The sequence below is a fragment of the Streptococcus parasanguinis genome, assembly GCF_047465465.1.
GTDB classification, from domain to species: domain Bacteria; phylum Bacillota; class Bacilli; order Lactobacillales; family Streptococcaceae; genus Streptococcus; species Streptococcus parasanguinis_AI.
This window is the reverse complement of sequence record NZ_JASGZU010000001.1, coordinates 646,871-672,582: the sequence shown is the minus strand read 5'-3', so window position 1 is coordinate 672,582 and position 25,712 is coordinate 646,871. Positions and strand designations below refer to the sequence as shown.

The window sequence follows — 25,712 nt, the reverse complement described above, 5'->3', positions numbered from 1 at the left end:
TTAATTTAGTAGATTATAGAGAGGTTGGCTAAGTGCTAGACCTCCCTTTTTTGCTATAATAGAGAGTATGAATAACTTGATTAAATCCAAGCTCGAGCTCTTGCCGACGAGTCCGGGCTGTTACATTCACAAAGATAAGAACGGAACCATCATCTATGTAGGGAAGGCTAAGAATCTTCGCAATCGGGTGCGGTCCTATTTTAGAGGGAGCCACGATACTAAGACCGAAGCCCTGGTATCTGAGATTGTGGATTTTGAATTTATCGTCACTGAGTCTAATATTGAGGCCTTGCTTCTTGAGATCAACCTCATCAAGGAGAACAAGCCCAAGTACAATATCATGCTCAAGGACGACAAGTCCTATCCCTTCATCAAGATTACCAATGAGCGCTATCCGCGCCTCATCATCACGCGCCAGGTCAAAAAGGATGGCGGTCTCTATTTCGGTCCCTATCCGGATGTGGGAGCGGCCAATGAGATCAAGCGGCTTTTGGATCGGATTTTCCCTTTCCGCAAGTGTACCAATCCGCCTTCCAAGGTCTGTTTTTACTACCATTTAGGGCAATGTATGGCCCACACAGTCTGCCACAAGGACGAGGCCTATTTCAAGGGTATGGCGCAGGAGGTTTCTGATTTCTTAAAGGGGCAGGATGATAAGATTATCGATGAGCTCAAGCTCAAGATGAATACTGCTGCGCAAAACATGGAATTTGAGCGGGCAGCCGAGTATAGGGATCTGATCCAGGCCATCGGGACCCTGCGGACCAAACAGCGGGTCATGGCTAAGGATTTGCAGAACCGGGATGTCTTTGGCTACTACGTGGACAAGGGCTGGATGTGTGTGCAGGTCTTCTTTGTCCGTCAGGGCAAGCTGATCGAGCGTGATGTCAACCTCTTTCCCTACTACAATGATCCGGACGAGGATTTCTTGACCTATGTGGGGCAGTTTTACCAGGAGAAATCCCACCTGATCCCCAATGAAATCTTGATCCCTCAAGACATCGATGAGGAAGCGGTCAAAGCCCTAGTGGATACCAAGGTCCTCAAGCCCCAGCGTGGGGAGAAGAAGCAGTTGGTCAATCTGGCTATCAAGAATGCGCGTGTCAGTCTGGAGCAGAAGTTCAATCTCCTTGAAAAATCCATGGAAAAGACCCAAGGTGCTATAGAAAACCTTGGAAAACTTCTGCAAATTCCAACCCCTGTGCGCATTGAATCTTTTGACAACTCCAACATCATGGGGACCAGTCCGGTCTCAGCCATGGTGGTCTTTGTCAATGGGAAGCCAAGCAAAAAGGACTACCGCAAGTACAAGATCAAGACCGTCGTCGGTCCAGATGACTATGCCAGCATGCGGGAGGTCATCCGCAGACGCTACAGCCGTGTTATGCGGGATGGTTTGACGCCACCAGATCTGATCGTCATCGATGGGGGTCAGGGCCAGGTCAATATCGCTAAGCAAGTCATCCAGGAAGAGTTGGGGCTGGACATTCCCATCGCTGGCCTGCAAAAGAATGACAAGCACCAAACCCATGAATTACTCTTTGGTGATCCCCTTCAAGTCATCGAACTCTCTCGGACTTCACAGGAATTTTTCCTCCTCCAACGGATCCAGGATGAAGTCCACCGTTTCGCCATCACCTTCCACCGCCAGCTCCGATCCAAGAATTCCTTCTCCTCCCAGCTGGACGGCATCGAAGGTTTGGGACCAAAACGCAAGCAGTTGCTGATGAAACACTTCAAGTCACTGACCAAGATCAAAGAGGCCACTGTAGATGAAATTGTCACAGTCGGTGTTCCGCGATCAGTGGCAAAGGCAGTGCAAGAAAAATTGAACTCAAGTGAAAAACAAGAAAGTCAAAAAGAAACTGAAGGACAGAAAGACTAAAAGGTTGGACGATGATTTCAGATTTTGTAAAAGTTGCAGACATGCCTAAAGAGGTGATTGAAATTATAAGGATAAAGTCCCTGTTGAATTGGTTGAGATTTGGGAAAACCAAGGTTTGGCTACCTTTTTGAATGGCTACCTAATAGTCATAAACCCAGATGACTATAGTGAATTAGTGAGAGATTCGTATTTTAGGGGTGATATTTCTATTCCAATATTTGCGACAGCATTTGGAGATATCATAACTTGGGAAGAAAACAAATATGTGGGAATTATTAAATACAAAAATAGCAGTTTTAATATCATGATAAAAAACTTTACTCATTTTTTGAATTTTATAGATAGTAATCATATTACAAAACATTTTGACCTACCGCTTTACCATGAAGCTATTGAAAAATATGGTTCGTTAGATTATGATCAGTGTTTTGGCTTTGTACCCTTGTTAGCATTAGGTGGATTCAAAGATGTGGAGCATCTAGATAAGGTCAAGATGTATGAGCATATCTTATTAATAACCGCACTGGTAGGGAAGATTGAATAGGGGAATATTCTGCAAATACGTAATGATATGATGGATAATTTTCAATAAAAGGAACTAGTAATGAGTACAGTAGATCTAATCATTAATCACATTACAAATCAAACAATGTCCTATAAGGTGTTAAGAGAGTTTACCCCATTTTCTTTAAGTGAAATAAAGTCTAGAATTGAAAAACAAGAACCAGTCATGTCAGTCAATGATTTGAAATTAGATGAATTAAAGAAAATTAGAGAAGTTTTAACAAAATTAAACATTTTAGGAACTAAAGTGACTATGAAGGATGTTACGGGTGAAATAACTTTAGAAGTATTGAATAATATGATTGCTAGTTATGAAGGGATCGCAGAAGACACAGAAGAACTAGGTGAACTGATGTTTTCTGATGAGGATGTCTGGAGAACAATAAAATGACAATTGAGAAAGAATTGAAAAAGGTTTTAGAAAATATTTCATTGATTCAAACAAGTCAATCCGAGGTGAAATTTCCAGTAGACGATCTAGGTGACTTTGCAGACTATTTATCAGACTACATTCCAAATCATGTAGATTGGATTAAAAAAGGAAATGAAAAGTTAGCCAATTCTATAATACAAGGTAAAAAAATAGATAGAGAAGCATTTTCACAGTTAATAGTGGGTGTACGCAATCTCGCTTTGGACTTTGAAGAATTATGTGATATGCTACTTAAAATTTCAGATGAAATTGATCCAAGTGGTTCATGATGAAAGAAATTTTGTAAATTATATAGATGGATTAGTAAATCACTCAAATACAGAAACAGGGTGGAGACTAAATAAATGATTGAAGTAAGCAAACTAATAAGACAATATATCGATTTTTTTGGACAATTAAATATTAATCAGCATATAGATAATTCTGAATATCTTATTGATTTAAAAACTTGTGAGAATGAAATAGAAGACTACTTGGAGCAATTAAAAAATGGAATTACCTTGTTAGACAAAAAGAAAGATAAGATTTCTTCATCAAAAGATCAAGATTATACAACTGGTTTTGTAGATGTCTTTTTGGCTCTAGACGGATTAGCAGATAGCTTTTCAGAGTTTAAGCAAATGTCCATAAAATTAAATAAGCAATTTATGTATCATAGCGGTGAAATCACTCATGAAGAATACCTAGATAATGGTTACTTGAATGTAGAGGTTGTAGAGGATGAAGAAGCCGATGATGAAGGGAATATCTAGTTCATTCTAGAACCTTATTATAATATAGTCTAAACCATTCATATTCATGTGGATGGTTTTCACGTTTTGTACTCGTTTTTGTTATACTAGTTTTATTGTATGCTGATTTAGGCGGGGCGAGATGTGATCACACGTCTTAAAATACAATAGGAACGAATGGATTTTAGGTTTGATGGAAAATAACTTACTACTGACAGGAGTAGATTTTGGTGGGGTTAGTCCTTTGTCTCTTAAAGAGTTGAAAACTAATCTAGAGTCTATTTCTGATGAAAAAGAATGTATTTTACTGATTGCAGAGATATTAAAAAAGGGGGATTTTTCAGTTAAACCATTGTTGATTGAACTGATGAATCAAACGAAAGATGAATCTGTCTTAAATTTGTGTATTCGATTGTTTTGCTCGGTATGCACCAATGAAGATTTAAGGGATGTTTCCAATCTTAGATGTTTATCCGATGTGTCAGAATTTGCTATTTTTACATTTGTCACTGGTGCTGTGGACACGATGTCCTATGAAGTAGTTCCTTATTTGCTTGCACTTTGGGACGAGTGGGAAGATAGCGATTCAGACATTGAATATGCGATCCAAGATGCATTGGATGATTATTTTTATGATCAGAAATTATCGACGGAGGAAGCAACCGAAGAAGAGGTTGAAGAATTATGGTCGTTAGTAAGCGAACAGAAAGAACCAGATACCTATTACTATAAGGGCTCTCCTGTCTTTCCGGGAATGTTTGCTAAGGAAATCATGACTTCATTGTATACTGGTATCCAAGTTGAAGGTAAGTTTCATAAATACCTTCAATCTGCTCTCCTTTCTACATTTACTGGTAAAAGGGTTCCAGTAAAAGTTAACGAAACAATTTCAAGAAAAGATATCGATAATATGATTGATTACATTGAAGATGTTTCCAAGCGAGACTGGGTCGAAGGAAGAAAATATTTTTATGGTTTTGAAATCAAATGATGACTGGTCGTTTAAAATGTGATATCCAAGTGTGATCACATTTTTTATTTTTGCTCGTTTTTGTTATACTTAAGGCACACAGATTTTTCAATCCAAAAAGGAGTAGTTATGAACCATCGAATCGCCATTTTATCTGATATTCACGGAGATACAACAGCCCTCAAGGCAGTGATTGCGGATGCGCGTGCTCTAGGCGCGACGGAATACTGGCTTTTAGGGGACATTTTGCTTCCGGGGCCTGGACGAGAGGACCTTTTTGAGTTACTGGATGCGATTCCGATTACAGCGGCTGTTCGTGGAAATTGGGACGATTGTGTCCTAGAGGCCTTGGATGGCGAGTACGGACTTGAGGATCCACAGGAGATCCAGCTTCTCCGTCTTACTCAGTACCTCATGGAAGGACTAGATCCTAAGCGGATCGATTGGCTTCGCGCCCTTCCATTGGTAGAGAAGAAGGAGGTCAATGGTATTCGCTTTTCACTGACCCACAATTTGCCAGAAAAGAATTATGGTGGAGATTTGCGTCCAGCAAATGCGACGGAGAACTTTGACCAACTGCTGGATGATCAGACGGATATGGCGATCTACGGTCATGTCCATAAGCAGTTGCTTCGCTATGGCAGTCAGGGCCAACAGATCCTCAATCCAGGAACTATTGGCATGCCTTATTTCGACTGGGAACCAATTCAAAACCACAGAGCTCAGTATGCTCTGATCGATGTCGAAGAAGACGGAGTGACCAACCTGCAATTTCGGAAGGTGGCCTATGACTATGAAGCAGAGCTCCAAGATGCCAAAGACAAGGGCCTTCCTTTTATTGAGATGTACGAAGAATTAAGACGCGAGGATAACTATCGGGGCCATAACATCGAGCTTCTAACTAGCTTAATTGAGAAATACGGTTATGCCAAAGAAGTAGCTACCTATTTCAATCTTTCCAATGAATCATAGGTAGGTCTCTTATGTATTCAACCTATAACAAAGAAGCGGATCTTCAAAATGTCTGCTTCTTTTTTCACAATCTTAGGCTGTAAAACCCTGCAAGCTCTTTCATTTTGTGTTAAAATAGAGGTAACAGAAATAGAAAAGGAAGAAGCTTATGAAATTTCTAGAGCTCAATAAAAAACGCCATGCGATCAAGCATTTCACTGACCAACCGGTCGATCCAAAGGATGTACGGACTGCCATTGAGATCGCAACCTTGGCCCCTAGCGCCCACAATAGCCAGCCTTGGAAATTTGTGGTCGTTCGTCAAAAAAATGCGGAATTGGCAAAATTAGCCTATGGTGCAAACTACGATCAAGTCATGGAAGCACCTGTGACCATCGCCCTCTTTACAGATACTGATTTGCAAAAACGGGCTCGCAAGATTGCGCGTGTCGGTGGGGTTAAAAACTTCACAGACGAGCAGTTGCAATACTTTATGCAAAATCTTCCTGCTGAATTTGCACGCTATGATGCCCAACAAACAAGTGATTACTTGGCTTTGAATGCTGGTCTTGTGGCCATGAACTTGGTACTTGCTTTGACGGACCAAGGCATTGGAACCAATATTATCTTGGGATTTGATAAATCAAAAATCAATGAAGTATTGGACATCGAAGAGCGTTTCCGTCCGGAAGTCTTGATTACGGTTGGCTATGCGGCTGAAAAAGTAGAGCCAAGCTATCGCTTACCAGTGGACGAAATCATTGACAAACGCTAAGCCAATTAGCAAATAGAAGATTGAGGAGGAATTCATGACAACAGTTGACTTTAAAGCAGAAGTAGAAAAACGTCGCGATGAGATGATGGCTGACTTATACAGCCTCTTGGAAATCAATTCTGAACGCGATGACAGCAAGGCAGATGCAGAGCATCCTTTTGGACCTGGTCCTGTAAAAGCTCTTGAAAAATTCTTGGAAATTGCCAAACGTGATGGCTATGAAACCAAGAATGTCGACAATTATGCCGGTCATTTTACTTTTGGTGAAGGAGAAGAAGAGCTTGGGATCTTTGCCCATATGGACGTCGTGCCTGCAGGTAGTGGCTGGAAGACGGATCCCTACAAACCAGAAATTATCGATGGCAAGCTCTATGCGCGTGGTTCGTCTGATGATAAAGGGCCTACAATGGCCTGCTACTATGGTTTGAAGATCATTAAAGACCTAGGACTCCCTGTTTCTAAGCGCGTGCGCTTTGTTGTCGGTACGGATGAAGAATCAGGCTGGGGCGACATGGATTATTATTTCAAACATGTCGGACTTCCTGAGCCAGATTTTGGCTTCTCACCAGATGCGGAATTCCCAATCATCAATGGGGAAAAAGGAAACATCACTGAGTACCTTCATTTTGGAAATGATAACACAGGAAGTGCTCATCTCCATAGCTTTACAGGTGGACTTCGTGAAAACATGGTACCAGAGTCAGCGACTGCAGTAGTTTCTGGACAACTACCAGATCTTGCTGGCCTCTTAGATGCCTTTGCCAAGGAACACCAACTCAAGTATGAAATCTCAACTGTCGATGAAGAAACCTATACCGTTACGATTGTTGGGAAATCTGCTCATGGATCAACTCCTGAAGATGGAATTAATGGTGCGACCTACTTGGCTCTCTTGTTGAACCAATTTGATTTTGGTGGTGCTGCTAAGGCTTACCTTCATGTGACAGCTTCACTTCTTCACGAAGATTTTGCAGGTGAAAAATTAGGAATTGCCCATACAGATGCCAAAATGGGACCATTGAGTATGAATGCAGGTGTCTTCCATTTTGATGACAGCCAAGCAGACAACACTATTGCCCTCAATATCCGTTACCCTCAAGGTACAGATCCTGAAACTATCAAAGCTATCCTTGAAAAGATCGAAGGAGTGGCTACAGTAAGCTTGTCAGCCCATGGTCACACACCTCACTATGTTCCGATGGATGATGAATTGGTATCCACCCTCTTGCGTGTTTACGAAAAACAAACTGGCCTCAAAGGACATGAACAAGTGATCGGTGGTGGTACCTTTGGTCGTCTCTTGAAACGTGGCGTTGCCTTTGGTGCTATGTTCCCAGACTATGTCAATACTATGCACCAAGCTAATGAGTTCGCAGATGTTGAAGATCTCTATCGTGCAGCAGCTATTTACGCAGAAGCCATCTATGAACTAATCAAATAATCCACTACTCGGCCAGTTTTTCTGGCTGAGTTTTTCCATAGAAGGAGGACTTATGTCAACGATTGAAAGCATTAAACAAGCCATTATGGCAGATCCTCAAAATAAAGAATATACAGAGAAAGGGATAGAGCCACTCTTTGCAGCCCCAAAGACAGCTCGTATCAATATTATCGGACAAGCTCCAGGGATGAAGACGGAAGAAGCCGGTATTTACTGGAAGGATAAGAGTGGTGACCGCCTGCGCGAATGGTTAGGAGTTGACGAAGACACCTTTTATAATTCTGGTTTGTTTGCGGTCATCCCCATGGACTTTTATTTCCCAGGTCATGGAAAATCTGGTGACCTTCCACCTCGCAAAGGCTTTGCGGAAAAGTGGCACCCTCAACTCCTCAAGGAGTGTCCGGATATTGAGTTGACCCTCTTAATTGGACAATATGCCCAAGCATACTACCTTCATGAGAAGGTTAGTGGCAAAGTGACCGAACGCGTTCACCATTTTAAAGACTATTTGCCAACCTATTTTCCACTTGTTCACCCTTCCCCTCGCAATCAAATCTGGATGGCTAAAAATCCTTGGTTTGAGGCAGAGGTGGTGCCGGAATTGCAAGCATTGGTTCAAAAGATCATTCAAAAATAAAGGAGAGCGACGATGGATCCTTATCAACAAGTTAAAGAGAAATTAGATGAGTTGGGAATTTCATTTGATGTGGTGGAACACCCACCTGCATTTACGACGGAGCAGGCGGATTCTTATATTGAAGGCTTAGAAGGTGTCCGCACTAAGACCATGTTTTTGACCAACAAAAAGAAAACTCAATACTATTTGCTCATCATGGATGACCAGAAGCCATTGGATATGGATGATTTCAAAGAGCAAGTGGAAGCCAACCGGATCCGCATGGCTTCAGCAGATTCTTTAGCTGAAAAAATGCAATTACCGCCAGGTACGGTTTCTCCATTTGGTCTATTGAACAATGAAGAAAAAGATATTCGAGTCTATTTCGATAAAGACATTGTGTCAGAGGAGATCATGACCTTCCATCCCAATACCAATGAAAAAACCATCTTTATTAAAACCCAAGACTTGTTCCGATTTTTAGAGTCAATTAGCTTTAACTATGAAATCCTAACCCTTCCATAACATACCATATAGGAGAAATCATGAAAGAAATTCCATTTTCAAACTTTTACCAAGCTTATCAAAAAGGTAACATAGACGTTCTTGATGTACGCGAGCAGGAGGAATATGATGCCCTTCACTTAGACGGAGTTCGTCTTCTTCCCCTATCTGAGTTAGCAGATCGCTACCAGGAATTAGAGAAGGATCATCCTTATTATGTCATCTGCAAGTCTGGTCGACGCTCAGCACGTGCTTGCCAATTTTTGGAAGAGCAAGGCTATGATGTGACCAACGTCCAAGGTGGCATGGATGCATTTGAATCCTAAAAAAAGACCTCTGAAAAGAGGTCTCAGATTGAAGATAAAATCAAATTAAAAACTTTCCTTAGGTGAGTACGGACGTCTGCGAACTTCTTCGAAGTTCCAAGACTAATTATTGAGCCTAAGGTCTCAATAATTCCGAGTGCCTGAAACGTTATTGTTTCAGGCACTTTACTCACAGCGGAAAGTTTTGGTATTTTTTTGAATCGATTTTAAAATTGGAACTCATTTTTATTTCTTTGAAGAATAGCTTAACTTATTTTACTTTAAAATAGTTTGTCTACATTCTACGACCTCTGAAAAGAGGCGTTTTTCTTTACTTATTTCTAGAAATGTATAGAATTTGTATGTTTTTCAAAAGATATTACAGGGATTTTCCAGTCTTTCATTGAAAATGGTTCAGAAATTTTGTATAATACCCTAGTATGAACAATAGTTAAGGAGATTAAATATGTCAAAACAAGATTGGCTGGATTATTTTGAAGCCGTAAATGGTCGTTCTGCTAGTGCAGAAGAAATTGCTCAAGCACTTGCTGCTGGAGAGTTTCAAGAAGAAGTAGTGGTTCCAGAAGCATCACAAGCCCCAGAGTTTGTCGCAGCACCAACTGCACCTGTGGAAGAACCAGTTGCAGCTCCAGAGGCTCCAGAATTTGTAGCAGCTCCACAAGAACCAGTTTCAGCGCCACAAGCCCCTGAGTTTGTTGCAGCCCCACAAGAACCAGTTTCAGCGCCACAAGCCCCAGAGTTTACCGCAGCCCCAACTGCCCCAGTTGAAGCGCCAGCTCAAGGACCTGCGCCTCAAACTGCTCAAAATAATGGGCCTGCCTTCCAGCAAGCACCACAACAAGCTTACCAACAACAAGCTTACCAACAACAAGCTTACCAACAACCAAGTCAAGCTGGGTACCAACAAGCTCCTTTCCAAGGCCAACCTGGTCAACCTTACCCAGCACAACCAAGTCAATTTGGTGTAGCCGTTGGTGGTTATTGGAATTGGTTCCTCTCAGCTTTGAAACGTCCAACAGCTGTAAACCAACCAAAAGCGCTCAACGGTATTTTACAATATGTTTTGACTGCTTTTGTAATGAGCTTGGCTACATTCTTTACTGCTAGTGGATATACAGGTGGTTATGGTGCAGATTTCCGTGCCTTTCTGATCATCTTGATCATGGCTTATTTCAATATCTATGCCTTCCAGGTAGCAGGTTTCTTTGTCCGTCGTATCGTTCTTCAAGATAAAGAATATTCATACGGCCGCTCATTTGAAGAGTTTGGACGTTTGTCTGTTTACGCCTTGCCTGTTTCTCTATTTGCATTCTTAGTTGGACTTGTAAAAGCTTATGAATTCTATGGATTCCTAAACTTTTTGATCTTCTTCTTGTATACAGTTGGAACCTTGTATGTTGTATACCAAGCCTTGAACAACACAAAATTTAAAGCAGATAAATTCATATTGCTTGTAGCATCCATTGCGATTTTAATTGTGTTTGCAGCTCTTGTTGTTTACTTGGATCGTCAAATTTTGGAACAAGCTATTATGGGATCTATTACAAATACTCCAAATTTTGGAGACTTGGGTAATTTTGGATACTAAACATATCACAAAAAGGAAGGTGGGAATACCCACTTTCCCTATTTTATAATGAGGGAGATGAAATCCATGCAAAAGAAATGGGTTGAATTATTTGAAAAAGTGATCGGTCGCAAACCGTCGCCAGAAGAATTTATGGCTGGGAAAGCCTGTGGATTTGATTTAAAACAAATTCAGTCTATCGCAGGCAATGCCCCAGAAGAGAATCTAGCACCTGTCGAGGAATCGGTGCTTGAACCAGTTGAAGAAGTAAAGAATGTCGATCCACTTCTGGCAGCTCGTCAGGCTTGGTTGCAACATTTTGAGGAAACCTATGGCCGCAAGCCAAGTGCAGAAGAATTTACCGCTGCCAAAAGTCAGAACTTCGAGTTTTTTGCAGGACCTGTTCCTGAAGCAGAATTTGCAACCCCAGATTCAACAGAAGAAACACAGGAATATGTCCCTCAACAGTCCACTCAAGAGTATACGGCTCCACTTGCTACTGAGCAAACGCAAGTCTTTGCTGGTCCAAACGTTACAGAGGCAAGTCAAGCTCAGAAAAAACCAAAGGCCCCTAAAACGAAGAGTGGGAAGAAACTTTCTAAGAAAAAAATTGGGATTATTTCTGCCCTTGCTGTTCTTGTAATCGCTTTGGTAGCAGCCTTCTTTTACTTCCAGTCTACAACACGTGTCGAGGTGACTGCAGATAAATTTATTAAGGCAGTGGACACCAAGGATTATCGCGAAGCAGCGGACTTGCTTTCAACCGATAGCGATAAGTGGACAAAAGACGAAGCTGAGAGCTTTATCACCAGTATGGAAGATCAAGGCATCGATATTGGTACAGAGTTAAACAAGATCATTGATGATGGTGGTGAAGGCACCTATACGGATAAATCTGGTAACAAGATCTTTGGTTTGGAAAAGGCGGACAAGAAATTTGGAATCTTCCAAGAATACCGAGTGGCTAGCTATCCAGTGCAAGTCAAGGTCAAGACCAATTTGGACCAAGCCAAACTCAAAGTGGCTACTAATAAAACCGTGACCTTGAAAAAAGATGAGGTCACAGATTTAGGTTCTTTCCATTACAATGCAAAAGAAATGGAATTGACTGCTAAAACAGAAGTCGGAAATGTCACTTCTAAGATCCATCTCAATCCTAAAAAAGCAACGAAGAATAACTTAGAATTGCAGTTGAATTCTGAAAAACGGAATTTAGAAGTTGAGTTCCCAGATGAAGTTGAAAACCCAGCGGATGTGAAGGTTGTGGTCAACGGTAAAGAAGTTGGAACGAGCACGACCTTTGAAGTAGACAGCATCCCTTATCAAGAGATTGAAGTGCATGCCGTCTTCAATATGAATGGGGAAACCTACACAACTGAAAAGGCTAAGGTGACGATTGAAGAGGGTGAAAACGATCCGATCGAACTCAAACTAGCCAAAGATACTTTAAAACGCATCAAGAGTGCTCAAGATGCTAAGAAAGCGCAGGCAGCCAAAGAAGAACAAAATCGGACCTTGGCAGAAGAGTTCTTGAAAGAGTACCGTGACGCTGTCTTTAGCTCAGTTTCAAATCGAAATAACACTTACTCTAAATACTATGACACACAAAGTCAAGCTTACAAAGACATGGTAGAATTCACAACGGGTGATGGTGTTCGAAAGGCTAAAATTGACTACTATACTCCAGGAGCTTTGGATATTCAAAGTGTCACTGAAGAAAATGGTGTGGTGACCATCAAGACTTATGAAGACTTTACCGTGCATTATACAGATAGTCATCCAGATTCACAAAATCGCAAGTACAAAACTTATACTTTGAAAAAAGTAGGTGCAAGTTATGTGATCACGGATATTGTCGTAACAAAAGAATCATAGGAGATTCCCCATGAAAGCAAGATTTTCCAAATTAACCTTGGTGACAGTTGCCTTGTTAACCCTGACAGCTTGCTCCCAATCTCAATCCACTAGTTCTAAATCTTCTGCAAAAGAAGAAAGCAAACAAACGCAAACCAAGTCTTCAAAAGAAACGTCTTCTGCAAAGAATTCATCAAAAGAGACTGGCAAAGAAGAGTCGTCAAAAGCTGGTAAGTCAGATGTGAAAGTGGACTCTGGTGTTAGCTATAATGGTTCCTATTATAGTGTCAAAGGGAAATACGGCGAAGTCATGATCGCTAACAAACATTATCCTTTGGCGCCGGACTTTAATCCAGGTGAAGATCCTGAAGCTGTTTCGGCCCTTCATGAATTGATCGCAGCCATGCAGGCAGAGGGTTATCCGATCAGTGATCAATATAGTGGTTTTCGTAGCTACGATACCCAAGTTGGACTCTATCAAAATTATGTCAATCAAGATGGTCAGGAAGCCGCAGATCGCTATTCCGCAAGACCGGGCTATAGTGAACACCAAACTGGTTTGACCTTTGACTTGATCGATACCAGTGGTAATTTGGTAACCGAACCTGGACCAAGTAAGTGGTTGCTCAAGAATGCTGCTAAATATGGCTTTGTGGTTCGTTACCAAGAAGGAAAAGAAAAAGTAACAGGCTACATGCCAGAAAGCTGGCATCTTCGCTACATCGGAAAAGAAGCACAAGATATTGCGGACTCAGGCTTGAGTCTGGAAGAATACTATGGCTTCACCGGTGGCGATTACGTTGATAAATAAAAAAGGTTGGGATTGACATCCCAACCTCAGATTGAAGACAAAGTCATATAAAAAACTTTCCTTAGGTGAGTACGGACGTCAGCGAACTTCTACGAAGTTCCATGACTAATTATTGAGCCTAAGGTCTCAATAATTCCGAGTGCCTGAATCGTTATTGTTTCAGGCACTTTACTCACAGCGGAAAGTCTTGGTATTTTCTTGATTCATCTAAAAAATTGAACTCAATTTTATTTCTTATCAGAATCGCTTAATTTATTTTACTTTAAAATAGTTTGTCTACATTTTAAGGTTGGGATTGATATCCCAACCTTTTTATTGTATGTTTTTTAGAAACGCATCCAGCTCTTTTTGATTCTTGAGAGAGACAAATTTGTCTGGATAGTTTTGGCCGATAGTCTGATAGCGTGTGACCTGTCTGGCTTGGCGACCGTCCCAAAGAATCCAACGGATGAATTCATAGTCAAAGCGTTCGGGGCAACCTGCCGCCATACTCTCACGGACGCGTCCTTTATAACGGCGGTATCGTTTCCAGGCTCTAAAGAGGCAGTTCCAACGAGAGAAGTTGAGAAAGATAATCTGGTCGGCTTGCTCCATTCTTTCCTCATAGCAGCACCAAGAGTAATTGCCATCAATGACCCAGTCTCTATGGTCACTAAGAAACTGTCTCATCTCTTTCTCCATCCAATTCCGGTCACTGTCTATCCAACCCGGTTTAAATTGAAGGGTGTCCATGTGGAGCTTGGGAATGGAGTAGTGGCGGGATAAGTTTTCAGCCAAGGTGGATTTACCTGAGCCAGAATAGCCGATAATAACGATTTTCATAAGCACCTCTCAAAAATTTAGGAACAAAAAAAGCTCCGGAGAGCTTGATTTTTATGCTGTTCTTGATTAACCAAGTTTCGCTGCAAGACGTGCTTTATCACGGCTAGCTTTGTTCTTGTGGATCAAACCTTTAGTTTCTGCTTTATCGATAGCTGAGCTAGCAGCGCGGTAAAGTTCTTCAGATGGGTTTGCTTCAAAAGCTTTGATTGCAGTACGCATAGCTGATTTTTGAGCTGAGTTTTTTTCGTTTTGTTTAACGTTCAATTCAGCGCGTTTGATAGCTGATTTAATGTTTGCCAAGTTATTCACCTCCATTGATAATCTAACTATCTCATTATATATGAAAAGTTAAGATTTGACAAGCCTAAAATAGCTTTTCCTTAAAAAAGTACCGTTAACAGGCCATTTTCTCTAGCGTTTGAGATAAATTTCGTCGATTTCATGGTTGGTTGCTTTATGGAGAATCAGATCAGCTCGGTTTCTGGTTGGTTGAATGTAATGTTGTAAGTTAACTAAATTAATGGATTCCCAGACCTGATGGGCCATGCTTAAAACTTCTTCTAGGGGTTGCTCTGTAAATCGATAGTAGTAGTTATTGGGATCATTTTGAGCTAATTCAAGAAGTTTTTGGAAGCGATCGATATACCAAGATTCGATATCGTCGACCGCGGCATCCACATAGATTGAAAAATCAAAGAAATCGGTCATATAGAGACTGTCATTTTGCGGATTTTGAAAGACATTGATTCCTTCGACAATGACAAAATCAGCTGGTAAAATCGTTTGCTTCTCATCTGGGACAATATCGTATATTTCGTGGGAATAGACAGGGATTTCTACGCTCTTGTTGTTTTTGATTTGATTAAGAAAATCAAGGAGCAATTCCATATCATAGCTTTCTGGAAATCCTTTTCGATTGAGGATCTCTTGTTCTTTTAAGATAGCATTTGGATAGAGGAAGCCATCCGTTGTTACCAATTCCACGCTCGAGCCTTCGAAGGTCCGTGACAGCAGGATTTGAAGGAGACGGCTAGTGGTGGATTTTCCAACCGCAACACTCCCTGAAACCCCAATGATAAAGGGTTGGCGTTCACTCGTTTTTTGGAGAAAAATACCTTTTGAGAAGGCTAAATCTTCTTTGGAACGCTTGTAGATTCCAATCAGGTTTGTCAAAGGCAGGTAGACGTCACGTACATCCTGGAGGTTGATGCGGTCGTTAAAACTTTTAATAGAATTGAGCTCTGTTTGAGAGAGAGGTGGGGTGGTTTTGCGGTGCAAATTTTGCCACGTTTCCCGATTAATTTTTTCAAAATGTAGAAATTCTTTGTCCATATGTCACTCCTATTGTAGTCTTTAGTATACCAATTTTTAGAGGTCATGTAAACGATTTAAAAAAGGAGTGAATTATGATAAAATAACCTTATGAGTAAAATGTATTTCGATGTAAACCCAGATGCAGCCCATGATATTCATGATCTGGCTGTTGTTTTATTGGGGCAAAAGATGTATTTCTATACGGACGCGGGCGTCTTTAGTAAAAAAATGATTGACTATGGAAGCCAGGTGCTTTTATCAACCCTGGATTTTCAAGAAGGAGAAAGTGTCCTAGATGTTGGCTGTGGCTATGGACCGATTGGCCTCTCTCTCGCTAAAGCCCAGGGAGTTGCCGTGACCATGGTGGATGTCAATGAGCGGGCGCTGGACTTGGCTAAGAAAAATGCCAGCCGAAATGGCGTGGAAGCACAGATCTTTTCTTCGGATGTCTATGAAGCAGTAGAAGGGGTCTTTGACCATGTGATCAGTAATCCGCCGATCCGAGCTGGTAAGAAAGTGGTTCACCAAGTGATTACGGGTAGTTTTGAACATTTGAAACCAGGTGGAGATTTGACCATTGTCATTCAGAAAAAACAAGGGGCTCCCAGCGCTAAGGTCAAGATGGAAGAGACGTTTGGCAATTGTGAGATCGTAAAAAAAGACAAAGGCTATTATATTTTAAGAAGTGAGAAAGAATCATGAGAGCGGTAGATATCATTCAGAAAAAAAGAGATGGTCTTGCCTTAAACAAGGAAGAAATTGAATGGCTGATTGAGGGCTATGTGGCTGGAACAGTACCAGATTACCAAATGTCTTCTTTTGCTATGGCCGTTTATTTTAAAGGGATGACGACAGAAGAAATCTCTCATATGACCATGAAGATGGTCCAAACAGGGCAACAGTTTGATCTGTCAGCTATTCCAGGGATCAAGGTGGACAAACACTCGACTGGTGGTGTCGGAGACAAGGTGACCTTGGTCTTGGTGCCTTTGGTTGCAAGTTTTGGTGTGCCGGTTGCTAAAATGAGTGGTCGTGGCTTAGGCCACACGGGTGGAACCATCGATAAGTTGGAATCCATTAAAGGCTTTCAGATTGAACGGACTCAAGAGGAATTTATCCAGCAGGTGCAGGAGATCGGCTTATCGGTCATTGGTCAATCCGACCAACTCGTAAAAGCAGACAAACTCTTGTATGCTCTGCGTGATGTAACGGCGACAGTGGATACCATTCCTTTGATTGCTAGCTCCGTCATGAGTAAGAAAATTGCTGCTGGTGCGGATGCCATTCTTTTGGACGTGACAGTGGGCGAGGGTGCCTTTATGAAGAATATTGAGGATGCTCGTCGCTTAGCCCGTACCATGGTGGATCTTGGAAATGCAGTGGGTCGGAAAACCATCGCTGTCATTACAGATATGAGCCAACCTTTGGGAACCAGCATTGGTAATCGTTTAGAGATTTTGGAAGCCTTGGATATTCTGAAAGGGCAGGGCCGAGCGGACGTAACTGAGTTTATTTGTGAATTAGCGCAAATCATGTTGAAATTGGCCAATGTAGAACAATCGATTGAAGCCATCCATGAACACTTGACCAATGGTCAAGCTTTAGCGAAGTTTGAAGAAATGGTGGTGGCTCAAGGTGGAGACTTAGAAGATTTGCATCGTCCCGTTAAAGTGGATCAGGTCCTTGAAGTAACAGCGAACCAAGATGGCGTCATTGCTGCTTTACCTGCCATGGAGTTTGGCTTGTTTGCCATGCGCTTGGGTGCTGGCCGTGCTGTCAAATCAGATCCCCTCGATTACGAAACAGGAATTGTGTTTGACAAAAAAGTGGGAGAGCACGTCAAAAAAGGGGAACGCATTGCCCGTATTTTCATGAAGGAAAAAAATTCACAAGAAAGAGTTACAGAATTTAAAAAAAATGTTAAAATACTAGAAAGGGCTGAAAGCGTTAAAGAAATTATTGAAATAATATCTTAAGCAGCTCAGGAGATTGTATGAAGTTAAATAAATATATCGATCACACTCTTTTAAAACCAGATGCACAACAAGAACAGATCGAAAAGCTGATCGAAGAAGCCAAGGCTTATGATTTTGCGAGTGTCTGTGTGAACCCGACATGGGTGAATTTTGCGGCTGAGGGCTTGCGTGATTCAGACGTTAAAGTTTGTACCGTCATTGGTTTTCCTTTGGGAGCAAATACACCATTTGTCAAAGCGTGTGAAACAAAAAATGCGATTCAAAATGGTGCCGATGAGATTGACATGGTCATTAATATCGGGGCTCTTAAGTCTAAGAATTTAGCACTAGTTGAGGAAGATATCCAAGCTGTAGTCGAAGCGAGCGGTGATAAGCTCGTCAAAGTCATCATTGAGACTTGTCTCTTAACAGATGATGAAAAGATCGTTGCTTGCCAAATTGCTAAGTCAGCTGGCGCAGACTTTGTGAAGACTTCAACTGGCTTTTCAACTGGAGGAGCAACGGTAGAAGATGTGGCCTTAATGCGTCAAACTGTTGGACCCGACATGGGTGTTAAAGCTTCTGGTGGTGCTCGCTCTTATGAAGATGCTCTTGCTTTTATCGAAGCTGGTGCGACCCGTATCGGGACTTCTTCTGGTGTAGCCATCATGGAAGGTAAGGTGGCTCATGGCGACTACTGAGTTGATTGACTTAGCAGTTGAAGTGAGTCAACAAGCCTATGTGCCTTACTCTCATTTCCCAATTGGAGCTGTACTGCTAACGAAGGATGGAGAAATCTATACAGGTGTCAATATCGAAAATGCCAGTTTTGGTTTGACCAACTGTGGAGAACGGACAGCCATTTTTAAAGCTGTTTCTGAAGGAGCTCGTGAGTTTCAAGAGCTCATTATCTACGGGCAAACAGAAAAGCCCATCTCTCCATGTGGTGCTTGTCGCCAGGTCATGGCTGAATTTTTTGAGCCAGACCTTCCTGTAACCTTAGTATCTAAAGATAAATCGACGGTCGTGATGACGGTCAAGGAATTACTTCCATATTCCTTTACAGACCTGACTTAATAGGTCTGTGAGGCGGTCTTTTGACCCTTTCAATACTTCGCAACAATGTTGCACAATAATTTAGGAGGTTCAGTAATGAACAAGAAACAATGGCTAGGCCTTGGTCTAGTAACTGTCGCTGCTATCGGACTTGCAGCATGTGGAAATCGTGCGTCTAAAAAAGATAGCGCAAACTCAGAATCTAAAACAGATTTGAAAGCTGCTATCGTTACCGATACTGGTGGTGTGGATGACAAATCATTCAACCAATCTGCTTGGGAAGGTTTGCAAGCTTGGGGGAAAGAAAACGGTCTTTCTAAAGGGAACGGATTTGACTACTTCCAATCAACAGATGAATCTCAATATGCGACAAACCTTGATGAAGCTGTTTCTAACGACTACAAATTGATCTTTGGTGTTGGTTTTGCCTTGCGTGATGCAGTAGAAAAAGCGGCTTCTGACAACGAAGAAACAAACTTTGTTATCATTGACGACCGTATTGAAGGTAAAAAGAACGTAGCATCTGCTGTCTTTGCCGACAACGAAGCTGGTTACCTTGCTGGTATCGCTGCTGCGAAAACTACAAAAACTAAACAAGTTGGTTTTGTAGGTGGTATGGAAAGTGAAGTTATCACTCGTTTCCGCGCTGGATTTGAAGCTGGTGTTAAATCTGTTGACCCATCTATCAAAGTTCAAGTAGACTACGCTGGTTCATTCGGTGACGCTGCTAAAGGTAAAACAATTGCTGCTGCACAATACGCTGCAGGTGCAGACGTTATCTACCAAGTAGCTGGTGGTACTGGAGCAGGTGTCTTCTCTGAAGCAAAAGACTTGAACGAGAAGAAAAATGAAGACGAAAAAGTTTGGGTTCTTGGTGTGGACCGTGACCAAAAAGCTGAAGGTGAATACACTTCTAAAGATGGTAAAAAATCTAACTTTGTCTTGGCTTCAAGCTTGAAGAAAGTCGGAGAATCTGTAAAAGACTTGGCTAAGAAAGCTGCTGACGGTAAATTCCCTGGCGGTAAAGTGATTACTTATAGCTTGAAAGATGGTGGAGTTGATTTGACAACTGACAACCTTTCTGCGGATGCTAAAAAAGCTGTCGAAGATGCCAAAGCTAAAATCCTTGATGGATCTCTTAAAGTTCCTGAAAAATAATATTTGATTGGGCGGCCCTCCCTTTAAGGGCCGTTTCTTTTAAAGTGAGACATTTTTGTCTCAATAAAATCTGTTAGTTCTCTAGCAGATTTTATTGAAATAAAAAAATTTTGAAAGGAAAACACCCACATGACACATGAATATGTCATCGAAATGCGTGAGATTACCAAAAAATTTGGTGACTTTGTAGCAAATGATAAGATTAATCTTCAGTTGCGCAAAGGTGAAATCCATGCACTTCTTGGAGAAAATGGTGCAGGGAAATCTACCCTGATGAATATGCTGGCTGGTTTGTTGGAACCAACAAGCGGAGACATCGTGGTAAATGGAAAAACTGTTAACCTAGACTCACCTTCAAAAGCAGCTTCTTTAGGAATTGGAATGGTGCACCAACACTTTATGTTGGTTGAAGCCTTCACTGTTGTTGAAAATATCATCCTTGGTTCTGAAACCACTAAACATGGTGTTTTGGACCTTAAAAAAGCCAGCCAAGATATCCTTGATTTGTCTAAAAAATATGGCTTGGCAGTAGATCCACATGCTAAAGTTGAGGATATTTCCGTTGGTGCGCAGCAACGTGTGGAAATCTTAAAGACGCTTTATCGTGGAGCCGACATCCTGATCTTCGATGAACCAACTGCAGTGTTGACACCAGCTGAAATCGAAGAATTGATGACAATCATGAAGAACTTGGCGAATGAAGGAAAATCCATTATCTTGATTACGCACAAGTTGGATGAAATCCGTGCTGTTTCAGACCGCGTAACGGTTATTCGCCGTGGTAAATCGATTGAGACAGTCGAGATTGGTGGAGCTACTAACCAAGACTTGGCCGAAATGATGGTCGGCCGTTCTGTTTCCTTTAAGACTGAAAAAGGTCCTTCTCAACCGAAAGAAGTGGTCTTGTCGATCGAAAACTTGGTTGTAAACGAAAACCGTGGTGTCCCAGCTGTTAAGAATTTGTCACTGGAACTTCGTGCTGGTGAAGTCGTTGGGATCGCAGGGATTGATGGAAATGGTCAGTCTGAGTTGATCCAAGCGATTACAGGTCTACGGAAGGTGAAATCTGGTTCAATCAAGATTAAAGGCAAGGATGTTGTAGGACTTCGTCCACGTCAAATCACAGAAATGAATGTGGGGCACGTCCCTGAAGACCGTCACCGGGATGGTTTAGTCCTTGATATGATGATCTCTGAAAACATGGCTCTTCAAACCTACTATAAAGAACCTCTTAGCAAGAATGGTATTTTGAATTATCCAAATATTACCTCTTATGCTAAGAAGTTGATGGAAGAGTTTGACGTTCGTGCAGCTAGTGAAGTGGTACCATCCAAAGCTCTCTCTGGAGGAAACCAGCAAAAAGCCATTATCGCGCGGGAAATCGATCGTGATCCAGATCTCTTGATCGTCAGCCAGCCAACTCGTGGTTTGGACGTTGGAGCGATTGAATATATCCACAAACGTTTGATTCAAGAACGGGATAATGGAAAAGCCGTTCTGGTTGTCAGCTTTGAATTAGATGAGATTTTGAATGTTTCTGACCGTATTGCGGTTATTCATGATGGGAAGATCCAAGGGATTGTAACCCCAGAAACGACGAATAAGCAAGAACTTGGAATCTTGATGGCAGGAGGAAAAGTAGAGGAGGGAGCATCAAATGAATAAGAATTTAAAACAAATTGCTGTTCCATTGGTGTCTGTCCTTTTAGGATTGGTCTTGGGTGCCATTATTATGTGGGCCTTCAGCTATGATGCCCTTTGGGGATATGAATTGCTGTTTAAGAAAGCCTTTGGTTCGATTAAGAGTTGGGGTAATATTTCCCGTGCTATGGGGCCACTGATTTTAGTTGCTCTTGGATTTTCGGTAGCTAGCCGAGCCGGCTTCTTTAACGTTGGACTTCCTGGTCAGGCTTTTGCAGGATGGATCATGGCGACTTGGTTTGCTCTTTCCTTCCCAAATATGCCTCGATTACTGATGATTCCAATAACCGTTTTGATTGCGGCTATTGCAGGTGGATTTATTGGAGCGATTCCAGGTTTCCTTCGTGCCTATCTTGGAACCAGTGAGGTGATCATCACCATTATGATGAACTATATTGTTCTCTATGGTGGGAATGCCTTGATCCATAGCTTCCCAGCTTCCTTGATGAAAAACAAGGACTCAACTATTGATGTGGGAGCCAACGCTGTCTACCAGACGGAGTGGTTGCGTAATTTAACGGACAAATCACAAATGAACATCGGGATCTTCTTTGCTATCATTGCAGTGGTAGTCATCTGGTTCTTGATGAAGAAAACAACACTTGGTTTTGAAATCCGTGCCGTTGGTCTCAATGCCAATGCGGCAGAGTACGCAGGGATGTCTGCAAAACGGACCATTATCCTTTCTATGATCATTTCTGGTGCTCTTGCTGGTATCGGTGGGGTAGTAGAAGGTCTGGGTATTTACTCAAATGTCTATGTTCAAACTAGCTCAATGAGTGTTGGATTTAACGGAATGGCCGTTGCCCTTCTTGCGATGAATTCACCAATTGGGATTCCATTTGCTGCCTTCTTGTTTGGAGCACTTCAAATTGGGGGAGTTGGTATGAAGCCAGCTGCAATCCCTGAAGAAGTCGTTCAAATTGTGACAGCATCCATTATCTTCTTCGTATGTGCTCACTACATTATCGAAAAGATGATTTCAATGCGTTCAGCTAAAAAAGGAGGAGCAAACTAATGAGTATTGTAACGATTTTAAGTATTCTTGTTTCCTCTATGATTGTGTATGCGGCGCCGCTGATCTTCACAAGTATCGGAGGAGCTTACTCAGAACACGCTGGGGTTGTTAACGTTGGCCTTGAAGGAATCATGGTTATGGGAGCCTTCTCAGGTATTGTCTTTAACTTGACTTTTGAGCCTACCTTAGGGAATATGACACCATGGTTGTCCTTGATCGTTGCTGCAGGGATTGGAGTACTCTTCTCCTTGATTCACGCGGTGGCAACTATTCATTTCCGTGCTGACCATATCGTCTCAGGTACAGTATTAAACTTGATGGCACCACCACTTGCGGTCTTCCTTGTTAAAGCGATGTACAACAAAGGGCAAACCGATAATATCAAAGTTGCCTTTGGGAAGACATCCATTCCGGTCTTATCTAAAATTCCGGTGATTGGAGATATTTTCTTCAACAATGCTAGCATCATCGGATGGGTAGCGATTCTCTTCTCATTCTTTGCTTGGTTCATCATGTTCAAGACAAAATTTGGTTTGCGTCTTCGTTCAGTTGGGGAACACCCACAAGCAGCAGATACATTGGGAATCAATGTTTATAAAATGCGCTACTTAGGAGTAATGATCTCAGGTGCCCTAGCTGGTATTGGAGGAGCCATATACGCTCAATCTATTTCCGTTAACTTTGCGGTGACTACTATTGTTGGTCCTGGGTTCATCGCCCTCGCAGCTATGATTTTCGGGAAATGGAACCCAATCGGTGCCATGCTGGCTAGTCTCTTCTTTGGAGCCTCACAAAGTTTGGCAGTTATCGGGAATCAATTGCCTTTACTTAAAGGTGTTCCATCCATCTACTTGCAAATTGCGCCTTACGTCTTGACCATGATTGTCTTAGCAGCCTTCTTCGGACAAGCAGTCGCGCCAAAAGCAGATGGTGTTAACTACATTAAATCGAAATAATGCACAGAGAGAGGTTGGGATAAAAGTCCTAGCCTCTCAATTGTTTTTGGATTGTCGAGTAAGACGCAGTGGTTGAGTGGGCTCTACTACGCTGATTTTATCAGCTTTTACAGCCCTACTCAACTGTGCGGAGGTGGGACGACGAAATCGAATTCTAACGAATTACCGATTTCTGTCCCACGCTCTCTTTTGCTTTCTAAAGGCCCCTCTTAGTCGCAATTTCTTTAGAATTAAGGTACAATAAGAATACAACTTTACACGTATTGGAGGAGCAGATGTTTAAGTGGATGAGACGCCTGATTGGCATGGTGATCGTTTTATTTATTTTATTAGTGGTCCTGTTGGTTCCTGGATCTATTCCTGAAGGGGAGCAGCTGAGAAATGTGCAGGCAGGGAGTTCTTTGATTGAGCTGGCTCAAAATGCAGTTTCAAATGCTTCTGTGAGCACTGAAGGGGTCTCAACTGAGCTAAGTCTCAATTCTGTACAATTAAGTCAGGTCGTAAAAACAAGTGCTGGATCCGCCCTTGACAATTCTGACTATCAAAAGATGTCACTAGGAATGGATGGCAATGACCTTCACGTCAAAGTTCCTGTATCATTAGGGCCAGTCGATAGCTATCTAGATTTAACCATGACCGGTCAAGTCGAAAACAATGTCATGAATTTGACTGTGACCGGTGCTAAATTAGGGAAAATGCCCATTCCAAAATTCTTGGTTCTCAACTATTTGAAGGATCAATCCAATCAAAATGGAAGTGGCTTCACGGTTAATGGTGATCAAATCACCCTTGAGATCCCTCAAGCAGGCTATAGTATCTCAAAAGCGAGAGTGGAAAATGGCAATGCTAAGGTAACCGTTAGTATATCCTTGTTTTAAGTCTTTGTAATTGGAGTTGTCATGCTTGTCTTTGAATTTTGTGCAGAGAATTTAACTTTTATTGATAAGGCGATTGCTGCTGGGGCAGGTCGCATTGAACTGTGTGACAACCTGGCAGTAGGCGGGACCACACCGAGTATAGGTGTGATCAATGAAGCAATCAAACTGACAAGAGAGAAGTCCGTGGATCTATGTGTGATCATTCGGCCCCGTGGTGGAGATTTTGTCTACACTGATCCAGAAGTCGAAGCTATGCTGACGGATATTCGTGCTGCGAAAGAAATAGGGATTACTTGTTTTGTGCTGGGTGCGCTGACGAGTGATCGAAAGTTGGACAAGAGGGTCATGCAGCTTTTACTTGCAGCCTGTGGAGAGGCAGAGGTGGTCTTTCATATGGCCTTTGATGAGTTAGCTCATACAGATCAGCTAGAAGCGATTGAGTGGCTTTCTGATCAGGGTGTAGCCCGCATTTTAACACGAGCTGGAAGTCCAGGTGACCCACTAGAGCAACGTTTTGCACACTATCATCGTTTATTAGATGCGGCTAAGGGAAAGATTCAGATCCTACCAGGTGGAGGTGTGACCCTTGACAATCGTCAGCTCTTTTTGGAGCAATTGGGTGTTTGTCAACTGCATGGCACGCGCATCGTGTTTTAAAAAAGAAACGCTCACTGCCTGAAGTAGTTTTGAAGATCCGTTATCAAGGTTGGAGACGTTGTTTCCAGCCTCTTCTAGTGCAAAAATGAATAAGGGAGAGAAAATGTTTTTAGAGCATTATTTTGACCGATACACCTTTCAGCCAGAAAAGGGATTGGCTTTTGGATTTGAAAAGAGAGGGGCAGGCTATGAGTACCAGTGTCCCGTCTTATCGGACTCTTTTCTCTTAAAGGTCCGTGTCTGCGACCAGAAGATATCTTTTCAGGTCTATGATCAGGATACAGGGGACGAGTATATCCAGATCCATCAGGAACAGCTACAAGGAAATTTCGTTGGCCAAGTCAGAGAAGCTTGTCAGGAAAGTCTTGCAAGGATTCGCCAAGCTTGTTTTGAGGTAGAGAAATTTCTCTATCCTCAAGCCAAGCGTCTCATGGCCTATATCTCTCTGTACTATCAGGGAACGATTGAGTATTTGTGGGAGAGATCTCCAGAATCTGGTGCCATTCGCCACCGAGACACCCTCAAGTGGTATGGTGTCTTTATGACCATTGATTGGAAAAAACTAGATGCTGGCAAGTCTGGGAAAATAGAAGTTTTGAATGTTAAGTCTGATCAAGTAGCCCGTTTCATCCAGCAGAAGGGGATTTATCCAGCTTTTCATATGAATAAAAAATATTGGGTGAGTATCCCCTTAGATGGAACAATTGCTGATGAGGAGTTGTTTGCTCTAGTGGATAGTAGTTGGCAACTCACAAAAAAGGGGAAATAA

The 25,712-nt window shown here is 42.0% G+C and carries 28 protein-coding genes and 1 pseudogene; 26 read left to right on the top strand and 3 right to left on the bottom strand.

The window, feature by feature from the left end:
* The first annotated feature begins 67 nt into the window (after positions 1-67).
* From uvrC to ldcB, 15 genes and pseudogenes are all read left to right on the top strand, one after another.
* Positions 68-1,885, top strand: a complete 1,818-nt coding sequence (gene uvrC / locus QM351_RS03420; RefSeq protein WP_414326549.1) for an excinuclease ABC subunit UvrC — start codon at positions 68-70, stop codon at positions 1,883-1,885.
* Between the two features lie 11 nt (positions 1,886-1,896).
* Positions 1,897-2,429 (top strand): annotated as a pseudogene (locus tag QM351_RS03415) (T6SS immunity protein Tdi1 domain-containing protein).
* Positions 2,430-2,489: 60 nt separating this feature from the next.
* A complete protein-coding gene (locus QM351_RS03410) occupies positions 2,490-2,840 on the top strand; it encodes a hypothetical protein (protein ID WP_201037461.1) in 351 nt (116 codons plus the stop codon).
* Complete coding sequence (locus tag QM351_RS03405; protein WP_201037462.1) at positions 2,837-3,151, top strand: hypothetical protein; 315 nt, start codon at positions 2,837-2,839, stop codon at positions 3,149-3,151. Before QM351_RS03410 ends, QM351_RS03405 begins: the two co-directional genes overlap by 4 nt.
* 75 nt (positions 3,152-3,226) lie before the next feature.
* Positions 3,227-3,634: a hypothetical protein gene (locus QM351_RS03400; protein WP_414326547.1), complete on the top strand. Its 408-nt coding sequence runs from the start codon at positions 3,227-3,229 to the stop codon at positions 3,632-3,634.
* Between the two features lie 172 nt (positions 3,635-3,806).
* Complete coding sequence (gene imm47, locus QM351_RS03395) at positions 3,807-4,604, top strand: Imm47 family immunity protein (RefSeq protein WP_024054868.1); 798 nt, start codon at positions 3,807-3,809, stop codon at positions 4,602-4,604.
* Positions 4,605-4,712: 108 nt separating this feature from the next.
* Entirely contained in the window at positions 4,713-5,555 is an 843-nt protein-coding gene (locus tag QM351_RS03390; RefSeq protein WP_155199700.1) for a metallophosphoesterase family protein, read from the top strand.
* Positions 5,556-5,703: 148 nt separating this feature from the next.
* The gene (locus QM351_RS03385) at positions 5,704-6,309 is read left to right on the top strand and encodes a nitroreductase family protein (protein WP_003001591.1); all 606 of its coding nucleotides are present in this window, start codon (positions 5,704-5,706) and stop codon (positions 6,307-6,309) included.
* A gap of 34 nt (positions 6,310-6,343) precedes the next feature.
* The gene (pepV, locus tag QM351_RS03380) at positions 6,344-7,750 is read left to right on the top strand and encodes a dipeptidase PepV (protein ID WP_155199699.1); all 1,407 of its coding nucleotides are present in this window, start codon (positions 6,344-6,346) and stop codon (positions 7,748-7,750) included.
* Positions 7,751-7,802: 52 nt separating this feature from the next.
* Positions 7,803-8,387 (top strand): uracil-DNA glycosylase family protein, encoded by a 585-nt coding sequence (locus QM351_RS03375; protein ID WP_118228088.1) that lies wholly within the window; start codon positions 7,803-7,805, stop codon positions 8,385-8,387.
* 12 nt (positions 8,388-8,399) lie between these two features.
* Positions 8,400-8,891, top strand: coding sequence for a prolyl-tRNA synthetase associated domain-containing protein (locus QM351_RS03370; protein WP_414326544.1), 492 nt, complete (start codon positions 8,400-8,402; stop codon positions 8,889-8,891).
* 20 nt (positions 8,892-8,911) lie between these two features.
* Entirely contained in the window at positions 8,912-9,196 is a 285-nt protein-coding gene (locus QM351_RS03365; RefSeq protein ID WP_368403117.1) for a rhodanese-like domain-containing protein, read from the top strand.
* A gap of 445 nt (positions 9,197-9,641) precedes the next feature.
* Positions 9,642-10,784: a DUF6574 domain-containing protein gene (locus tag QM351_RS03360; RefSeq protein WP_414326542.1), complete on the top strand. Its 1,143-nt coding sequence runs from the start codon at positions 9,642-9,644 to the stop codon at positions 10,782-10,784.
* A gap of 66 nt (positions 10,785-10,850) precedes the next feature.
* On the top strand, positions 10,851-12,638 hold the full coding sequence (locus QM351_RS03355) for a TcaA second domain-containing protein (protein ID WP_414326540.1): 1,788 nt from the start codon (positions 10,851-10,853) through the stop codon (positions 12,636-12,638).
* A gap of 10 nt (positions 12,639-12,648) precedes the next feature.
* Entirely contained in the window at positions 12,649-13,428 is a 780-nt protein-coding gene (ldcB, locus tag QM351_RS03350; protein WP_414326538.1) for an LD-carboxypeptidase LdcB/DacB, read from the top strand.
* Positions 13,429-13,740: 312 nt separating this feature from the next.
* Here the strand turns inward: ldcB and QM351_RS03345 are convergent, their stop codons facing one another.
* The 3 genes from QM351_RS03345 to coaA form a co-directional block, all read right to left on the bottom strand.
* Complete coding sequence (locus tag QM351_RS03345) at positions 13,741-14,250, bottom strand: DNA topology modulation protein (protein ID WP_347112320.1); 510 nt, start codon at positions 14,248-14,250, stop codon at positions 13,741-13,743.
* Positions 14,251-14,316: 66 nt separating this feature from the next.
* Complete coding sequence (gene rpsT / locus QM351_RS03340) at positions 14,317-14,565, bottom strand: 30S ribosomal protein S20 (RefSeq protein ID WP_003007640.1); 249 nt, start codon at positions 14,563-14,565, stop codon at positions 14,317-14,319.
* Between the two features lie 96 nt (positions 14,566-14,661).
* A complete protein-coding gene (gene coaA, locus QM351_RS03335) occupies positions 14,662-15,582 on the bottom strand; it encodes a type I pantothenate kinase (protein WP_151191203.1) in 921 nt (306 codons plus the stop codon).
* A 90-nt stretch (positions 15,583-15,672) separates the two neighbouring features.
* Here coaA and QM351_RS03330 point away from each other — a divergent pair, with 90 nt between their 5' ends.
* The 11 genes from QM351_RS03330 (at position 15,673) to QM351_RS03280 (ending at position 25,712) form a co-directional block, all read left to right on the top strand.
* Positions 15,673-16,266, top strand: coding sequence for a class I SAM-dependent methyltransferase (locus tag QM351_RS03330; RefSeq protein ID WP_151191202.1), 594 nt, complete (start codon positions 15,673-15,675; stop codon positions 16,264-16,266).
* The gene (locus QM351_RS03325; protein ID WP_151191201.1) at positions 16,263-17,540 is read left to right on the top strand and encodes a pyrimidine-nucleoside phosphorylase; all 1,278 of its coding nucleotides are present in this window, start codon (positions 16,263-16,265) and stop codon (positions 17,538-17,540) included. Before QM351_RS03330 ends, QM351_RS03325 begins: the two co-directional genes overlap by 4 nt.
* Positions 17,541-17,557: 17 nt before the next feature.
* Complete coding sequence (gene deoC, locus QM351_RS03320; RefSeq protein WP_021153359.1) at positions 17,558-18,220, top strand: deoxyribose-phosphate aldolase; 663 nt, start codon at positions 17,558-17,560, stop codon at positions 18,218-18,220.
* Positions 18,207-18,596 (top strand): cytidine deaminase, encoded by a 390-nt coding sequence (locus QM351_RS03315; protein ID WP_003007631.1) that lies wholly within the window; start codon positions 18,207-18,209, stop codon positions 18,594-18,596. Before deoC ends, QM351_RS03315 begins: the two co-directional genes overlap by 14 nt.
* Positions 18,597-18,671: 75 nt before the next feature.
* Positions 18,672-19,733 carry a BMP family lipoprotein gene (locus QM351_RS03310; protein ID WP_003001669.1) on the top strand — a complete coding sequence of 354 codons (1,062 nt, stop codon included), beginning with the start codon at positions 18,672-18,674 and terminating at the stop codon, positions 19,731-19,733.
* A gap of 129 nt (positions 19,734-19,862) precedes the next feature.
* Positions 19,863-21,398 carry an ABC transporter ATP-binding protein gene (locus tag QM351_RS03305; protein WP_414326534.1) on the top strand — a complete coding sequence of 512 codons (1,536 nt, stop codon included), beginning with the start codon at positions 19,863-19,865 and terminating at the stop codon, positions 21,396-21,398.
* Complete coding sequence (locus tag QM351_RS03300) at positions 21,391-22,452, top strand: ABC transporter permease (protein ID WP_155126010.1); 1,062 nt, start codon at positions 21,391-21,393, stop codon at positions 22,450-22,452. The genes QM351_RS03305 and QM351_RS03300 overlap by 8 nt, the downstream gene beginning before the upstream one ends.
* On the top strand, positions 22,452-23,408 hold the full coding sequence (locus QM351_RS03295) for an ABC transporter permease (RefSeq protein ID WP_414326532.1): 957 nt from the start codon (positions 22,452-22,454) through the stop codon (positions 23,406-23,408). The genes QM351_RS03300 and QM351_RS03295 overlap by 1 nt, the downstream gene beginning before the upstream one ends.
* Positions 23,409-23,683: 275 nt before the next feature.
* Positions 23,684-24,286, top strand: coding sequence for a hypothetical protein (locus tag QM351_RS03290; RefSeq protein ID WP_118397662.1), 603 nt, complete (start codon positions 23,684-23,686; stop codon positions 24,284-24,286).
* Between the two features lie 21 nt (positions 24,287-24,307).
* Positions 24,308-24,943: a copper homeostasis protein CutC gene (locus tag QM351_RS03285; protein WP_049514728.1), complete on the top strand. Its 636-nt coding sequence runs from the start codon at positions 24,308-24,310 to the stop codon at positions 24,941-24,943.
* A 103-nt stretch (positions 24,944-25,046) separates the two neighbouring features.
* The gene (locus QM351_RS03280) at positions 25,047-25,712 is read left to right on the top strand and encodes an MmcQ/YjbR family DNA-binding protein (RefSeq protein WP_049514729.1); all 666 of its coding nucleotides are present in this window, start codon (positions 25,047-25,049) and stop codon (positions 25,710-25,712) included.

Bases quoted from the DNA above. Each gene is read 5' to 3' on its own strand.
- uvrC (WP_414326549.1), top strand. From the start codon at position 68: ATGAATAACTTGATTAAATCCAAGCTCGAGCTCTTGCCGACGAGTCCG.
- QM351_RS03410 (WP_201037461.1), top strand. From the start codon at position 2,490: ATGAGTACAGTAGATCTAATCATTAATCACATTACAAATCAAACAATG.
- QM351_RS03405 (WP_201037462.1), top strand. From the start codon at position 2,837: ATGACAATTGAGAAAGAATTGAAAAAGGTTTTAGAAAATATTTCATTG.
- QM351_RS03400 (WP_414326547.1), top strand. From the start codon at position 3,227: ATGATTGAAGTAAGCAAACTAATAAGACAATATATCGATTTTTTTGGA.
- imm47 (WP_024054868.1), top strand. From the start codon at position 3,807: ATGGAAAATAACTTACTACTGACAGGAGTAGATTTTGGTGGGGTTAGT.
- QM351_RS03390 (WP_155199700.1), top strand. From the start codon at position 4,713: ATGAACCATCGAATCGCCATTTTATCTGATATTCACGGAGATACAACA.
- QM351_RS03385 (WP_003001591.1), top strand. From the start codon at position 5,704: ATGAAATTTCTAGAGCTCAATAAAAAACGCCATGCGATCAAGCATTTC.
- pepV (WP_155199699.1), top strand. From the start codon at position 6,344: ATGACAACAGTTGACTTTAAAGCAGAAGTAGAAAAACGTCGCGATGAG.
- QM351_RS03375 (WP_118228088.1), top strand. From the start codon at position 7,803: ATGTCAACGATTGAAAGCATTAAACAAGCCATTATGGCAGATCCTCAA.
- QM351_RS03370 (WP_414326544.1), top strand. From the start codon at position 8,400: ATGGATCCTTATCAACAAGTTAAAGAGAAATTAGATGAGTTGGGAATT.
- QM351_RS03365 (WP_368403117.1), top strand. From the start codon at position 8,912: ATGAAAGAAATTCCATTTTCAAACTTTTACCAAGCTTATCAAAAAGGT.
- QM351_RS03360 (WP_414326542.1), top strand. From the start codon at position 9,642: ATGTCAAAACAAGATTGGCTGGATTATTTTGAAGCCGTAAATGGTCGT.
- QM351_RS03355 (WP_414326540.1), top strand. From the start codon at position 10,851: ATGCAAAAGAAATGGGTTGAATTATTTGAAAAAGTGATCGGTCGCAAA.
- ldcB (WP_414326538.1), top strand. From the start codon at position 12,649: ATGAAAGCAAGATTTTCCAAATTAACCTTGGTGACAGTTGCCTTGTTA.
- QM351_RS03345 (WP_347112320.1), bottom strand. From the start codon at position 14,250: ATGAAAATCGTTATTATCGGCTATTCTGGCTCAGGTAAATCCACCTTG.
- rpsT (WP_003007640.1), bottom strand. From the start codon at position 14,565: ATGGAGGTGAATAACTTGGCAAACATTAAATCAGCTATCAAACGCGCT.
- coaA (WP_151191203.1), bottom strand. From the start codon at position 15,582: ATGGACAAAGAATTTCTACATTTTGAAAAAATTAATCGGGAAACGTGG.
- QM351_RS03330 (WP_151191202.1), top strand. From the start codon at position 15,673: ATGAGTAAAATGTATTTCGATGTAAACCCAGATGCAGCCCATGATATT.
- QM351_RS03325 (WP_151191201.1), top strand. From the start codon at position 16,263: ATGAGAGCGGTAGATATCATTCAGAAAAAAAGAGATGGTCTTGCCTTA.
- deoC (WP_021153359.1), top strand. From the start codon at position 17,558: ATGAAGTTAAATAAATATATCGATCACACTCTTTTAAAACCAGATGCA.
- QM351_RS03315 (WP_003007631.1), top strand. From the start codon at position 18,207: ATGGCGACTACTGAGTTGATTGACTTAGCAGTTGAAGTGAGTCAACAA.
- QM351_RS03310 (WP_003001669.1), top strand. From the start codon at position 18,672: ATGAACAAGAAACAATGGCTAGGCCTTGGTCTAGTAACTGTCGCTGCT.
- QM351_RS03305 (WP_414326534.1), top strand. From the start codon at position 19,863: ATGACACATGAATATGTCATCGAAATGCGTGAGATTACCAAAAAATTT.
- QM351_RS03300 (WP_155126010.1), top strand. From the start codon at position 21,391: ATGAATAAGAATTTAAAACAAATTGCTGTTCCATTGGTGTCTGTCCTT.
- QM351_RS03295 (WP_414326532.1), top strand. From the start codon at position 22,452: ATGAGTATTGTAACGATTTTAAGTATTCTTGTTTCCTCTATGATTGTG.
- QM351_RS03290 (WP_118397662.1), top strand. From the start codon at position 23,684: ATGTTTAAGTGGATGAGACGCCTGATTGGCATGGTGATCGTTTTATTT.
- QM351_RS03285 (WP_049514728.1), top strand. From the start codon at position 24,308: ATGCTTGTCTTTGAATTTTGTGCAGAGAATTTAACTTTTATTGATAAG.
- QM351_RS03280 (WP_049514729.1), top strand. From the start codon at position 25,047: ATGTTTTTAGAGCATTATTTTGACCGATACACCTTTCAGCCAGAAAAG.